The following is a 14,691-nucleotide window of genomic DNA, read 5'->3' as shown; positions in this document are numbered from 1 at the left end:
GTGTTATATTGAAAGATGAAATAATAGTAAAGGGAGCGAGAGTCAATAATTTAAAAAATGTTGACTTAAAGATCCCGAGAAATAAATTTGTAGTTTTCACTGGACTTTCTGGCTCGGGAAAGTCGTCCCTTGCCTTTGACACAATTTATGCCGAAGGTCAAAGGAGATATGTTGAGTCACTGTCTTCCTATGCGAGACAATTTTTGGGACAAATGGATAAACCAGAAGTGGATTATATTGAAGGAATGAGTCCGTCAATTTCCATTGACCAAAAGACGACATCAAAAAACCCAAGGTCAACAGTAGGGACAGTTACAGAAATTTACGATTATCTAAGATTGCTCTACGCAAGAGTAGGACATGCCTATTGCCCTAAATGTGGCAGGGAAATTTCTTCCTACACAATTGACCAAATGGTAGACGAAATTATGAAATTAGATGAAAGAACTAAAATTCAAATTCTTTCACCAGTTGTAAGACATAGAAAGGGGCAACATAAAAAAGTTTTTGAAAAGATAAAAAAAGAAGGCTTTTTAAGAGTAATTGTCGATGGAGAAATGCATGATATTTCTGAAGAATTTGACCTGGATAAAAACAAAAACCACGACATAGATATTGTTGTCGACAGAATAATTATAAAAGAAAAAATTGAGTCTAGGCTTGCGGATTCACTTGAAATTGCAACGAATTTAAGCGACGGAATTGCAAAAATAAATGTAATTGATGGAGAAGATTTAATTTTCTCAACAAAATTTGCTTGTCCTCACTGCAACATTATAATAGAAGAAGTTACTCCAAGGTCCTTTTCCTTTAACTCGCCACTTGGTGCTTGTGACGAGTGTAAGGGACTAGGATTTTCTAAAGAAGTTTCAAGGGATTTAGTAATTCCAAACAAGGAACTTTCAATAGATGAAGGAGCCATTGCTTGTTATTCAAATTCCAAGGGAACATATTATTATGAAATAATTTCTGGAATTGCAAAAAAGTTTAAATTTTCAACTAAGGAACCGATAAAAAATGCACCAGAAGAATTTATAGATGCAATATTTAATGGTTATAGTGGTAAATTAAGTTTTTCTTTTAATTCTTTTTTTTCGGGAGAGAAAAAATATTCTGGAGGATTCGAAGGAATTTTAAAAAATTTAAAGAGAAGATACACAGAATCAAGCTCAGATAGAATGCTCGATAGAATAGATGAATTTTTGGAAGAAGTGCCTTGTCCAAAATGCCATGGAACAAGACTTAAAGATTCTTCTCTTGCCATAAAAGTTGGTGGATTAAATATTTTTGAACTCACAGAACTTTCAATTAGCAAGGCATTGGAATTTTTTGAAGAGCTAAAACTCACAAAAAACGAAAGGATCATTGCCGAAGAATTATTGAAGGAAATAAAATCACGACTTGAATTCTTGGTAAATGTTGGTCTTGAATATTTATCACTTTCACGAATGGCGGGAACTCTTTCTGGAGGAGAGGCTCAAAGAATTAGACTAGCAACACAAATTGGTTCACAGCTCGTGGGAGTTATTTATGTACTCGATGAGCCAAGCATTGGACTTCATCAAAGGGATAATGCAAAACTTTTGGAATCACTGAGAAATTTAACAGATATAGGAAATACTTTAATAGTTGTGGAACACGACGAGGACACAATGTTTGCCGCCGATGAAATAGTGGATATTGGACCACTTGCAGGAGTAAATGGTGGAAGAGTCGTTGCACAGGGGACTGCTGAAGAAATTATGAAAGTGGAGGAATCAATTACTGGAGCCTATTTAAGTGGGAGAAAGAAAATTGAAGTTCCAAAGGTGAGAAGAAAGTCCAAGGGCAAATCAATAAAGGTAATTGGTGCAAGTGAAAATAATTTAAAAAATATAGATGTAGAATTTCCCATTGGTGAATTTATTTGCGTAACTGGAGTTTCCGGTTCAGGTAAATCCTCACTTATAAATGAAATTTTATATAAAAGTCTTGCGCAAAAAATAAATAAATCGAGAATAAAACCAGGAAAGCACAAAAGAATCGAGGGATTGGAGAATATTGACAAAGTCGTAGACATAGACCAATCTCCAATAGGTAGAACTCCGAGATCAAATCCTGCCACATATACTGGTGCCTTTGACATAATAAGAGATATTTTTGCAAACACTAACGAAGCAAAGATTCGTGGATACAAAAAGGGAAGATTTTCCTTTAATGTAAAGGGTGGAAGATGTGAAGCTTGTAAGGGTGATGGAATATTAAAAGTTGAAATGCACTTTTTATCCGATGTGTATGTTCCTTGTGAAGTTTGTAACGGAAAGAGATACAATCGTGAAACTCTTGAAGTTAAGTACAAGGGCAAAAATATTTACGATGTGCTTGACATGACTGTGGAAGAAGCCATTGACTATTTTCAAAATTACGATAGAGTTTTGCGAAAATTGGAAACTCTAAGAGATGTTGGATTATCCTATATTAAGCTTGGACAAAGCTCTACACTTTTGTCAGGTGGAGAAGCACAAAGAATTAAACTTGCAACAGAACTTTCTAAAAAAGCTACGGGCAGAACTCTTTACATTTTAGATGAGCCAACGACAGGTCTTCACTCTGAAGATATAAATAAACTTATAAAAGTTTTAGAGGAACTTGTAGACAGAGGGAACACTGTAATTACAATTGAACATAATTTAGATGTAATTAAATGTGCTGACTACATTATAGATCTTGGACCTGAAGGCGGTGAAGGTGGAGGAGAAGTTATATTCACTGGAACACCTGAAGAAATTATAAAATGCAAAAATTCATATACTGGAAAATTCTTAAAAAATAAATTGGAGGATTAATTTGAATAAAATTAAAAAAATAGGAATTTTTATTTTAGCTGCAAGTCTATTGCCAAATTTTGTATTTGCAAAGGGCTTTGTTAGACAAAATAATTTTATGAATAAAAGTGGCGTGGAAAAAAGAGATGAATTAAAAAGATGGCAAGCTAGTATGAATTTGCCTGTTACTGGAATAATTAATGAAAAGACTAAGGAGGCTTTATATACTGAAAATTATGAAGCTTACGACATGATTACCAATCCACCTACTAAAGGCAAATGGATTGCAATAAATAAATCAAGAAGAATTCTTACTATGTATATCGGGGATAAATCCCTTGGAAAATATCCCGTAACCTTGGGGACAAATGCCACACCAACTCCATCGGCTAAGGGTAAAATTCAAAATATGCACAAAAACCCAGCGTGGGGTGGAATGAATGGAAAATACCAACCTGCAAAAGCGGATGATCCCAACAATCCTCTAGGAGAAAGGTGGATGGGTTTAAACATTACTGGAGCAAATGGATATGGAATTCACGGCAATATTAAACCTAATCAAATTGGAGGCTATTATTCTAATGGCTGCATAAGAATGTTTAACTACGATGTAGAAAACTATGTGTTTCCAAATATGTATGTAGGTGCACCAGTTTGGATAGGAACAGATGATGAGCTTGAAAGTTGGGGAGTTTATCAATATTCAAGAATTAAAAAAGAAGAGGTAAGTCCGCCGGCAAAACAAAAACCTAAAGAAGAGAAAAAACCAGCAGAAGAAAATCCAACTCAATCTATAGAAAAAATTCCAGCACAGGATCTTTTAGAATTTTAATTAAATAAAGCAATAAAAGCAATTGAAATTGAATAGTTTTTGAGTTATAATGTTTTTTAAAATTAAAGCGAGAGTTTTAAATATATTTATGAAATCGGAGGACTTATGAAAAAGAAAATTTTTAATATTGTGATTGTAGCAATGGCAGCTTTATTTTTATTCGGTTGTGGAAAAAAAGAAGATTCAGAAAAGGAAGAAGCAAAGGAAGCAGTAAAGGTTGAAGTGGCAACTACTGGACCTACAATTGATTCTATTAAAGAAAAGGGAAAAATAGTTCTTGGAACTTCAGCAGATTTTCCACCAATGGAATGGACATCTTACCAAGATGGTTCAGAAAAATATCAAGGTGTGGACATTGCACTTGCACAAGCAATTGCCGATTCACTAGGAGTTGAACTTGAGGTAAAGAACATGGCTTTTGAAGGACTTCTTGGATCTCTTAAAGCTGGAGATGTCGACATGGTTATTGCAGGAATGGGTGCAGATGAAGAAAGAAAGAAACAAGTCGACTTTTCTGAAGAATATTCAAAGGGAAAGCAAGTTTTACTAGTAACTGAAGAAAACAAAGATAAATTCAAAACTTTTGACGATTTAGAGGGCAAAATTATTGGTACACAACTTGGTACACTTCAACAAAAATTTGCTGAAGAAAAGTTTGGAGATAACTGCAAGGGATTTGATTTAAACAATGTAATCATCGAACAACTTAAAAACAAATCAATTGATGCAGCTTTCTTATCAGAACTTCCAGCAAAACAATTTGCTTCAATAACAGATGGACTTGTTATTATAGACAATTTAGGAATTCCAGATGAAAGTGGTTTTGCAGTAGCTATAAAAAAAGGCAATGACGATTTGACAAAAGCCGTTGACGAAATTGTTAAAGGATTAAAAGATTCAGGCCAAATGGAAAAATGGTTTGATGAGTATATTGAACTATCTAACAAAGAAGCTATTAAATAGTAATTAAATATTCCCTACATTTGTGGGGAATTTTTATTTTTAAAATAGAAAGGAATAATATGGAAATTATAGCAAAACAATTTGCCTTCGCAAGTAGATATCTTCCAACCTATTTAAAGGGAGCAGTAACCACAGTTGAACTTTCGATAATTGGCGTTCTCTTAGGTTTTACCATAGGGATAATACTTGCACTAATGAAGATATCAAGAATAAAAATATTAAATATACTTTCGAGCATCTATATAGAAATCGTAAGAGGTACACCAATGTTAGTGCAAATTATGATAGTTTATTTTGGACTTAAAAAAATAATACCAGAACAATTTACACTTTTAACTGCACCGATGTTTTTATGTGCATTATCAATAAGCTTAAACTCAGCAGCCTATGTTGCAGAAATTATAAGATCTGGAATATCTTCAGTTGACTCAGGACAAATGGAAGCTGCAAGGTCACTTGGACTTAATAAAAAACAAGCGATGATCAATGTAATAATGCCCCAAGCAATAAAAAATATCTTGCCTGCACTTGTAAATGAATTTATAACTCTTATTAAAGAATCCTCAATAACCTACACAGTTGGTGTTGGAGAATTGATGTACGCAGGCAAAAGCATATCTTCGGCTACCTTTGATCTTGTAAGACCTTTCATATTTACAGCTTGCATTTATTTCATAATGACCTTTAGTTTGTCTAAGGCAATGGGACTTTTGGAAAGGAGACTTGCAAATGATTAAGGTAGAAAATTTGACTAAATCCTTTGGAAAACTTGAAGTTCTAAAGGGAATAAATCAAGTTATAGAAGATGGAGAAGTAGTAGTTGTAATAGGGCCATCAGGTTCGGGCAAATCAACTTTTCTTAGATGTTTAAATCTTTTAGAGGAGCCAACAGGTGGCAAAATTTTTGTCGATGATGAAGAAATTACTTCAAAAAATATCAATATAAATAAAGTACGTGAAGAAATGGGAATGGTATTCCAATCCTTTAATCTATTTAACAACTTAAATATAATTGACAACATAACTCTTGCGCCAACTCTTGTCAAGAAAATTGAAAAAGATGAAGCAGAAAAAAAAGCGATGGAACTTTTAGAAAGTGTTGGGCTTCCAGATAAAAGAGATTCCTATCCAAAAGCCTTATCTGGTGGACAAAAACAAAGAATTGCAATTGCAAGGGCACTTGCTATGAATCCAAAAGTAATGCTTTTTGACGAACCCACATCTGCTCTTGATCCAGAAATGGTAGGAGAAGTCCTCGATATAATGAAAGATCTTGCAAAAAAAGGGATGACCATGGTAGTTGTAACTCATGAAATGGGATTTGCGAGAGAAGTTGGCGATAGAATTTTATTCATGGACGATGGATACATCGTTGAAGAAGGAAGCCCAGAAGAAGTTTTTGGCAATCCAAAAAATGAAAGAACTAAAAATTTTTTAGCAAAAGTGCTTTAAAACTTTTAATTAAGATGACTTAGGAGGCTAGGTCATTTTTTATTGCAATAATTTTGATAAAATTAAAATAATCAATATATAGATTAAAATAAATCAAACTAAAATATTTACTAAAATATTTTAGTTTTTTTTAAATTATTTTTTAAAATATAAATATTCATTATAAATATTGATTGAGTATTGTTTCAAGCTAGAAATCAGAGGAGCATATTACTAAAAAAAAGAGATAAAACATTGTATTTTTTTAAATGAAAGAGTTTAAAATTTGGTAAAATTATTGACAATGATTTATATTTGGAATAAAATCATGATAGAAAACATTTGCAAACAAATGAGATTTGCTTATGGGAGGAAATTTTTTATAGGAGCTGCTTTTCAAAGGATGACATAATTTTTCATCTTATATTTTCTTTTGAATTAGTAAGTAAAATGTAATCAATTAAAGGAAAGGAAGTACAATTATGAACAAAGTAGTATTAACAGGTAATGATCTAGACCTAGAACAATTGGTAGCCGTAACTAGAAATCATGTAAAGGCTGAAATTGACGAAAAAGCAATTGCTGATGTAGAAAAATCAAGAAAATACGTTGAAGAAATTGTAGAAGAAGAAAGAGTAGTATATGGAATAAACACAGGATTTGGTTCTCTTTCAAGAGTAAGTATCTCTAAAGAAGATTCCGCTCAGCTTCAAGAAAATATTATTAGAACTCACGCTTCTGGATTTGGCAATCCACTTCCTGAAGACGAAGTAAGAGCAGTTATGCTTATTAGAATTAATTCATTGTTAAAGGGAGTTTCAGGTATTAGACTTTCTACTGTTGAATTACTTCTTGAAATGTTAAATAGAAATGTTGTTCCATTTATTCCTGAAAAAGGATCTCTTGGAGCATCAGGAGACTTAGCTCCACTTGCACATATGGTTCTACCAATGCTTGGACTTGGCAAAGCTTATTATGAAGGTGAACTTCTTCCAGGTAAAGAAGCTATGCAAAGAGCAGGTCTTGAACCAATTGCACTTGCAGCAAAAGAAGGTCTTGCATTAATCAACGGTACTACAGTTCTTACTGCAACTGGAGCACTTGCACTTTACGATGCACTTCAACTTTCTAAAATCGCTGACATCGCAGGAGCTATGTCTTGTGAATCTTCAAGGGGAATTATCGATGCATTCTGGGAAGAACTTCATACAATTAGACCACATGCAGGTTCACTTAAAACTGCTGAAAATTTAAGAAATATTCTTGAAGGCTCAACTTATGTAACTCACACTGCTGAGCTTAGAGTTCAAGATGCCTATACATTTAGATGTATGCCACAAGTTCACGGAGCTTCTAAGGATACTCTTGAATATGTTAAAGAAAAAGTTGAAATCGAACTTAATTCTGCAACTGACAACCCAATTATCACTCATGATGGAAAAGTAATTTCTGGAGGTAACTTCCATGGAGAACTAATGGCTCAACCTTTTGACTTTTTAGCAATTGCAGTTTCTGAGCTTGGCAATATTTCTGAAAGAAGAATTGAAAGAATGGTTAATACTACACTTTCTGGAATGCCTTCATTTTTAGTTAAACACCCAGGACTTAACTCAGGATTTATGATTACTCAATATGCTGCAGCTGCTTTAGCATCTGAAAACAAAACACTATCTCACCCAGCAAGTGTTGACTCTATAACATCTTGTGAAAATCAAGAAGACTTTGTTTCTATGGGTAATTGGGGTTCAAGAAAGGCAAGAGAAGTTGTTAAAAACACTGCAAGGATTTTAACTACTGAACTTATGATAGCTGCTCAAGCTCTTGACTTCAGAATGGAAATGGAAGAAAACAAATTTGAACTTGGCAAGGGTACAAAAGTTGCTCACGATGTAATTAGAAATAAAGTTGAATTTATAGAAGAAGATTCTAAGATTGAAATTTACGAAGAACTTGAAAAAGCTCAAGAATTAGTTAACTCTGGAAAACTTCTTGAAGAAGTAGAAAAAGTAGTAGAACTTTAATAATTAAAAAATATAATATATAATATAACGGTAAGAAAAAAGTTTAGATAACCAATAGGAGGAAATCAGTTGAAAAGAGTAATGTGTATTCCAAACTATTCTGAAGGCAGAGACCTTAAGAAAGTTGAACAAATCACTGAATGCTTTAGAGCAAAAGAAAATATTAAATTAATCGATTATCAACCAGATGCTGACCACAACAGACTAGTTGTTGAAGTAATTGGTGAACCAGAAGCAGTTATCGATGCAGTTATTGAATCTGTAAAAGTTGCTACTGAAATTATTGATATGTCAAAACACAAGGGAGCTCACCCAAGAATGGGAGCTGTTGACGTTGTGCCTTTCGTTCCTGTAACTGAATGTACTACTGAAGAATGTATTGAATATGCTAAAAGAGTTGGCAAAGCAATTGGCGATATGGGAATTCCTGTTTATCTATATGAAGATGCGGCTTCCACTCCAGAAAGAAAAAATCTAGCAAAAGTTAGAAAAGGACAATACGAAGGATTCTTCGAGAAAATTAAGGAAGAAGAATGGAAACCTGACTTTGGTCCTCAAGAAATGAATGTTAAATCAGGAGCTACTGCTGTTGCAGCAAGATTCCACTTAATTGCATTCAATGTTAATTTAAACACTAGCGATTTAGCTATTGCTGATAAAATCGCAAAAACTGTTCGTCACATTGGTGGAGGACTCAGATTTGTTAAGGCTATTGGACTTGAACTTGAAGAAAAGGGTCAAACTCAAGTATCAATGAACCTTGTAAACTTTGAAAAAACTGCAATTTATCAAGCTCTTGAAATGGTAAAATCAGAAGCTAAGAGATACGGTGTAACTGTTGTTAACACTGAGCTTATCGGTCTTCTTCCACTACAAGCTCTAGTTGATTCAGCAGCTTACTATATGCAAATTGAAGGATTTAAACAAGAACAAGTTCTTGAAACATTATTAATTGAGGAGTAATTAAATATATGGCATTTAAAACAGACATACAAATAGCTGATGAAGCGACAATGCTTCCTATTGAAGAAGTTGCTGCTAAAATCGGTCTAGAAAAAGACGATCTAGAACAATATGGAAAATATAAAGCAAAAATTTCTTGGGAAGCTATCAAAAAAATTGATAAAGAAAACGAATATGGAAAACTAATTCTAGTTTCTGCAATCAGTCCAACACCAGCTGGAGAAGGTAAATCAACAGTTTCCATTGGACTTACTCAAGGTCTTAATAGAATTGGAAAAAAATCTGCAGTAGCACTTCGTGAACCATCTCTTGGACCAGTATTTGGAGTTAAAGGTGGAGCAGCAGGCGGCGGATATTCACAAGTAGTTCCAATGGAAGATATCAATCTACACTTTACTGGAGATCTTCACGCAATGACAGCTGCAAATAACCTTATTTCCGCTTGTATTGACAATCACATCCACCAAGGAAATGCTTTAAGAATTGATGCAAGACAAATTACTTGGAAGAGAGTTATAGATATGAACGACAGAGCTCTTAGAAATGTAGTTATTTCTCTTGGTAAGAAAGCTGATGGCTTCCCTAGAGAAGATCACTTCATGATAACAGTTGCATCTGAAATTATGGCTGTTCTTTGTCTTTCTGAAAACATTGAAGACTTAAAAAATAGATTGGCTAGAATGATCATTGGATACAATCTAGATGGAAATCCTATTACAGTTGCAGATCTTGAAATCCAAGGAGCAGTTGCAATGCTTCTTAAAGACGCATTAAAACCAAACCTAGTTCAAACTCTTGAAAACACACCAGCATTTATTCATGGTGGACCTTTTGCAAACATTGCTCATGGATGTAACTCAATATTAGCTACAAAACTTGCACTTAATACTAGTGATTATGCTGTTACAGAAGCAGGTTTCGGTGCTGACCTTGGTGCAGAAAAATTTATGGACATTAAATGCAGAATGTCTGGTCTTTCTCCAGATGCTGTAGTTATAGTGGCTACAATAAAAGCTCTTAAGATGCATGGTGGAGTAGACAAAAAAGAACTAAAGACTGAAAATGTTGAAGCTCTTGAAAAGGGATTTGCTAATTTAAGACGTCATGTTGAAAATGTCAAAAAATTTGGTGTACCAGCTATCGTTGCAATAAACAGATTTGCTGATGACACTGAAGCTGAAATAGCAAAATTAGAAGAACTTTGTAAAGAACTTGGCGTTAGAATTTCACTTTGTGAATGTTTCGCAAAGGGTGGAGAAGGTGCAGAAGATTTAGCTAAACAAGTCGTTGAATTAATCGACGAAGAAAAAGCTGATTTCAAACCTATTTATGATGAAAATGACAGCATAGTTGATAAAGTAAATACAATTGTTAGAGAAATTTATAGAGGTAGACAAGCTAAATTTACTACAGCTGCTAAAAAGCAAGTTAAAAAGCTTGAAGAGCTTGGACTTGATAAACTTCCTATATGTGTTGCTAAGACACAATTCTCATTTACTGATGATAAAGACATAATGGGAGCACCTACTGACTTTGACATCGAAATACAAGATGTAAGAGTTTCCGCAGGAGCAGGATTTATAGTTGTTCAAACTTCTAACATCATGGTAATGCCTGGGCTTCCAAAGATTCCAGCAGCAAACAAGATGGATATAGATAATGACGGAGTTATCACTGGATTATTCTAGGAGGAAAAATGCTTAAAGATTTAACTATAGTAGAATTTGCAGATGAAACTGCATCAAATTCACCAGCACCAGGAGGTGGATCCATTGCTGCACTTAATGCATCAATGGCGGCTTCACTTCTTGCAATGGTTGCAAGCTTAACTATTGGAAAGAAAAAATATATAGATGTTTCCGATAGAATGGAAGAAATTCAAGCTGAATTATTAAAGTATAAAGACGAATTTGTAAGTGGTATTGATAAAGATGCCAACTCTTTTAACGGAGTTATGGACGCTATGAAACTTCCTAAGGAAACTGAAGAAGAAAAGAAAGCTAGATCTGAAAAAATTCAAGAAGGTTACAGAAATGCAATTGATGTACCTCTAGGACTTGGAGTTAAAGTTACAGAACTTTATGACTATGCAAGAGAATTAGCTGAAAAGGGAAATTCAAATGCAATCACAGACGTTGCAGTGGCTTTATTAAATATTGAAGCTGCAGTTCACGGAGCTTTCTTAAATGTAATCATCAACTTAAACTCACTTAAAGACCAAGATTACAGACATGAATTAGAAGAAAAAATGGCTGCTACAAGAAAAGTTGTAGAAAAAAATCACAATGAAATAATGAAAGTGGTAGATGAAAAATTGATATGAAATATCTTTTAGTCGATGTTGGATCAACTTATACTAAGCTTAATTTAGTGGATACTGATAAAAATGAAATTCTCGGGAGTGCATCGAGCTACACTACTGTAGAAACTGATGTCAGAGAAGGCTTTAACAATGCCTTTAAAAAATTAAGTGAAGTTACTGAAGTAAAATATGATAAAATACTAGGTTGCTCTTCAGCATCTGGAGGACTAAAAGTTGTGGCAATAGGGTTTTCAAAAAATCTTACTACTGATGCTGCAAGGCTTGCATCACTATCAAGTGGCGCTAGAATTTTAAAAGTATATTCTTATGAACTCACAGACGAGTATGTAGATGAGATCAAAAATTCTGGTGCGGACATAATAGTTTTATGTGGAGGCACTGATCACGGAAATAGTGACAATATCATTTTTAATGCAAAAAAACTTGCAAAGGGATGTATTAAAACGCCAGTTGTAGTGGCAGGTAATATTGACGCTCATGAAGAAATAAGGGACATCTTCCAAAGAGGAAATGTTCCTTGTAAATTCACAGAAAATGTAATGCCAACTACAAATACAATAAATTATAGACCTCTTAGAAAGACAATAGGCGATCTTTTTATAAAGACAATTGCTCACGCTAAGGGAATTGATTTACTAAGCAAAAATTTTGAAATACTTTTGCCAACTCCAGTTGCAGTTCAAAAGGCGATGTCAGTCTACGCAAAATATTTGGATAAAGTTATTTTATCTGTGGATATTGGAGGGGCAACGACAGACATTCATTCAATTGGCAAAACATATTATGGAGAAGAAAATGTAATCTCACCTCCAATTGAAGAACCCTTTGAAAAGAGAACTGTAGAAGGCGACATGGGCATGAGGTATTCTGCAACTGCTCTTTATGAATCAGTTGGCGAAGAACCTTTCCTTGCCTTTGGAATAAAGGATGCAAAGGAAAAGACGGAGTATCGCTTTAATCACACAAGCTATATTCCAGATAATGACGAAGATTTATTCTTTGACAATGTCCTATGTTATATTGCTACTCACACTTCACTTATGAGACATATTGGCCACATAAAAAAAGTTAAAACTCCTACTAGAACTATTTATGAACAATACGGAAAGGATTTAAGACCAGCTGAAATGTTTATCGGAACTGGTGGATCGCTTATTAATTCTAATGAGCCGAAAAAAATTCTCTCAGCAATAGAGGATTTAGACGATAAATATCTAATCAATAGGAAGATAAAGTATTATTTAGATAAAAGATATATTTTATCATCAGCTGGACTAATTAGTACCGTAGACGAAGAAGCTTCCTACAAATTATTAAATAAATATTTAGAAGAAATATAAAATAAAAAAGAAGTTGCCATTATGGAACTTCTTTTTCTTGCAATAAAAAATTTTTGAAAGAATAAAATCTTCTTGAAAAATTTATTTTTTACTGAAATAATTATTTTGGGTATAAAAAATTGGGAGGTTTTTATGAAATTTAGAAAAATTTTTGCCTTAACACTTTTGCTTTTCTTCATGCCAGCTTTTGTATTTGCAGAAGATTTTAAAGAAATGAACCTTGATGTAAGTATAGATAAAAAGGGCATAGGAGAAGTTAAGGAAGTTTGGAAAATTGACGAAGACAATGAAGATTACACAGAGAGATATAAAGCCATAAACAATTTGCAAGGAATTAAAATTGAAGATTTTTCTGTTAATGCTCTTGGAAGAGATTTTACAGAGATTATGCCCTGGAATATTGATGCAAGTTTTGAGGACAAGGCATACCACTATGGAAGGATCGATGGAGATGATGAGGTTGAACTAACTTGGGGCATCAGTGAATTTAGTGACAACACTTATAACTTGTACTACAAGATAAATCCTCTTGTAGTGGGACTTAATGACAGCGACATGTTGTTTTTTAAATTCATGGGAGAAAATTTTGATCCGAAACCTAAAAGCGTGAAAATAAAAATTAAAGGCTTTGAACCCTTTAAGGATGTTAAAATGTGGGGATTTGGCATGGAAGGAGAAATCCACAATGTTGATGGAGAAATCCTCATGACTTCATCAGGCTATGTTGACTATGCAACGGTTATGCTAAAATTCCCAAAGGGATACTTTAACACGACCTATAAGATCGATAAGGACTTTCAGGACTATGCCAACCAGGCAGCAAAAGGTACTGAATGGGAAGATAGAGAAGGGGAAGCTTACCAAAAGCCAATGTCAAATGTGGCAAAGACAAGTCTTGTCATAGTTGGCTTAGCTGTACTTGGCGTGATTTATTTTGTAGGGCGTTTGATTGCTCTTGGCTTTAGCAAGAAGAAAATTGAAAATAAAAAAGAACTTGCAAGTATAAAGGATTTAAAGGGAGAATATTACAAGGACTTGCCCTACCATGGTCCCCTTGAAGATTTAGCATTTTTCATTAGTCAATCCTCTTTGGTGATAAGTGACTTAGTGGGAAATTATATAAACGCCTTTATCTTAAAGTGGAGTCTCCATGGAGCTATAGAATTTATTGAAGATGATGAAATTTTTTCTAAAAATAAAATAAAAATTATTTCTAGACCAAAGGATATGGGTCCCCTTGAAGAAGAACTTTTTGATATGATTGCTGGAGCCAATGAAGATAATGGCAAGGACTACATGACAGCCAAGGACTTCAAAAAATATGTAAAGGCAAACAAGGAAGACATGGAAAATTATTACGATGAATTTGAAAATAAGTCTATTGAAGCCCTAAAGGCTGGAGGATATTTAGAGAATTACAAATACGAAAAGAGATTTTTATTCTCTAAGAAAACTGGAACAGAACTTAGAGTCACTGAAAAGGGGAAAGACCTTTGGGAAAATCTCATAAAATTCAAAAATTATTTGAAAGATTATAAAGACCAAGTTACAGATGAAGTTGAATTTGAAAAGTGGCAGGACTTTTTAATATACTCATCAATATTTTTCCTAGATGAAGAATTTGTAAGGGGAGCATCAGCCTACCCGGCATATATTAATAATTATGCCCTCTACAACACTCACATAATGACTTCAAGGAAGTTTTCAAAGGACATCAATAATTCTTACCAAGCTGCAACTGGCTTTAATAGTGCAGGTTTTGGTGGCGCAACTTCTGTTGGAGGAGGCGGTGGATCCTTCGGCGGAGGCGGCGGAGGCGGTCGCTAAAAGAAAATTAAACTCTTTGCTGTTAAAATTTGCAGCGAAGAGTTTTTTATTACTTTATTTTGTAAAGGTAAAGGCTAAGTATAGATACTTTATATAAAATAATTAGCAATAGACTAAAGAGCATAGTATGTTTTTTTATTTTTATGAGCTTGTGCTTATTTTTGACATCTTCTAAAGCCAATTTTTC

Annotated in this window: 11 protein-coding genes; all 11 read left to right on the top strand. The window is 33.9% G+C overall.

Features of this window, described 5'->3' with window-relative positions; all coding sequences use genetic code 11:
- The first annotated feature begins 8 nt into the window (after window positions 1-8).
- The 11 genes from uvrA (at window position 9) to BIV18_RS04330 (ending at window position 14,504) form a co-directional block, all read left to right on the top strand.
- On the top strand, window positions 9-2,825 hold the full coding sequence (gene uvrA / locus BIV18_RS04380) for an excinuclease ABC subunit UvrA (RefSeq protein ID WP_075659464.1): 2,817 nt from the start codon (window positions 9-11) through the stop codon (window positions 2,823-2,825).
- Between the two features lies 1 nt (window position 2,826).
- Entirely contained in the window at window positions 2,827-3,636 is an 810-nt protein-coding gene (locus BIV18_RS04375; RefSeq protein WP_075659463.1) for a L,D-transpeptidase family protein, read from the top strand.
- Window positions 3,637-3,741: 105 nt separating this feature from the next.
- Window positions 3,742-4,599, top strand: a complete 858-nt coding sequence (locus tag BIV18_RS04370; protein WP_075659462.1) for a transporter substrate-binding domain-containing protein — start codon at window positions 3,742-3,744, stop codon at window positions 4,597-4,599.
- 59 nt (window positions 4,600-4,658) lie between these two features.
- Window positions 4,659-5,336, top strand: a complete 678-nt coding sequence (locus tag BIV18_RS04365) for an amino acid ABC transporter permease (RefSeq protein ID WP_075659461.1) — start codon at window positions 4,659-4,661, stop codon at window positions 5,334-5,336.
- Entirely contained in the window at window positions 5,329-6,051 is a 723-nt protein-coding gene (locus BIV18_RS04360; protein ID WP_075659460.1) for an amino acid ABC transporter ATP-binding protein, read from the top strand. Before BIV18_RS04365 ends, BIV18_RS04360 begins: the two co-directional genes overlap by 8 nt.
- 461 nt (window positions 6,052-6,512) lie before the next feature.
- Window positions 6,513-8,051, top strand: a complete 1,539-nt coding sequence (gene hutH / locus BIV18_RS04355; protein WP_075659459.1) for a histidine ammonia-lyase — start codon at window positions 6,513-6,515, stop codon at window positions 8,049-8,051.
- Between the two features lie 69 nt (window positions 8,052-8,120).
- A complete protein-coding gene (gene ftcD, locus BIV18_RS04350; RefSeq protein ID WP_075659458.1) occupies window positions 8,121-9,014 on the top strand; it encodes a glutamate formimidoyltransferase in 894 nt (297 codons plus the stop codon).
- Window positions 9,015-9,022: 8 nt separating this feature from the next.
- Window positions 9,023-10,702: a formate--tetrahydrofolate ligase gene (locus BIV18_RS04345; protein WP_075659457.1), complete on the top strand. Its 1,680-nt coding sequence runs from the start codon at window positions 9,023-9,025 to the stop codon at window positions 10,700-10,702.
- Between the two features lie 8 nt (window positions 10,703-10,710).
- Window positions 10,711-11,337, top strand: a complete 627-nt coding sequence (locus tag BIV18_RS04340) for a cyclodeaminase/cyclohydrolase family protein (protein WP_075659456.1) — start codon at window positions 10,711-10,713, stop codon at window positions 11,335-11,337.
- Window positions 11,334-12,677: a methylaspartate mutase accessory protein GlmL gene (gene glmL / locus BIV18_RS04335; protein WP_075659455.1), complete on the top strand. Its 1,344-nt coding sequence runs from the start codon at window positions 11,334-11,336 to the stop codon at window positions 12,675-12,677. The genes BIV18_RS04340 and glmL overlap by 4 nt, the downstream gene beginning before the upstream one ends.
- A 132-nt stretch (window positions 12,678-12,809) precedes the next feature.
- A complete protein-coding gene (locus BIV18_RS04330) occupies window positions 12,810-14,504 on the top strand; it encodes a DUF2207 domain-containing protein (protein WP_075659454.1) in 1,695 nt (564 codons plus the stop codon).
- Window positions 14,505-14,691 lie beyond the last annotated feature (187 nt).

Origin of the sequence: Peptoniphilus grossensis, from assembly GCF_001940285.1 — a bacterium.
Taxonomy (GTDB): domain Bacteria; phylum Bacillota; class Clostridia; order Tissierellales; family Peptoniphilaceae; genus Peptoniphilus_A; species Peptoniphilus_A faecalis.
This window is presented reverse-complemented; position numbering and strand designations above follow the sequence as displayed.

Bases quoted from the DNA above. Each gene is read 5' to 3' on its own strand.
- BIV18_RS04370 (WP_075659462.1), top strand. From the start codon at position 3,742: ATGAAAAAGAAAATTTTTAATATTGTGATTGTAGCAATGGCAGCTTTA.
- BIV18_RS04365 (WP_075659461.1), top strand. From the start codon at position 4,659: ATGGAAATTATAGCAAAACAATTTGCCTTCGCAAGTAGATATCTTCCA.
- BIV18_RS04360 (WP_075659460.1), top strand. From the start codon at position 5,329: ATGATTAAGGTAGAAAATTTGACTAAATCCTTTGGAAAACTTGAAGTT.
- hutH (WP_075659459.1), top strand. From the start codon at position 6,513: ATGAACAAAGTAGTATTAACAGGTAATGATCTAGACCTAGAACAATTG.
- BIV18_RS04345 (WP_075659457.1), top strand. From the start codon at position 9,023: ATGGCATTTAAAACAGACATACAAATAGCTGATGAAGCGACAATGCTT.
- BIV18_RS04340 (WP_075659456.1), top strand. From the start codon at position 10,711: ATGCTTAAAGATTTAACTATAGTAGAATTTGCAGATGAAACTGCATCA.
- glmL (WP_075659455.1), top strand. From the start codon at position 11,334: ATGAAATATCTTTTAGTCGATGTTGGATCAACTTATACTAAGCTTAAT.
- BIV18_RS04330 (WP_075659454.1), top strand. From the start codon at position 12,810: ATGAAATTTAGAAAAATTTTTGCCTTAACACTTTTGCTTTTCTTCATG.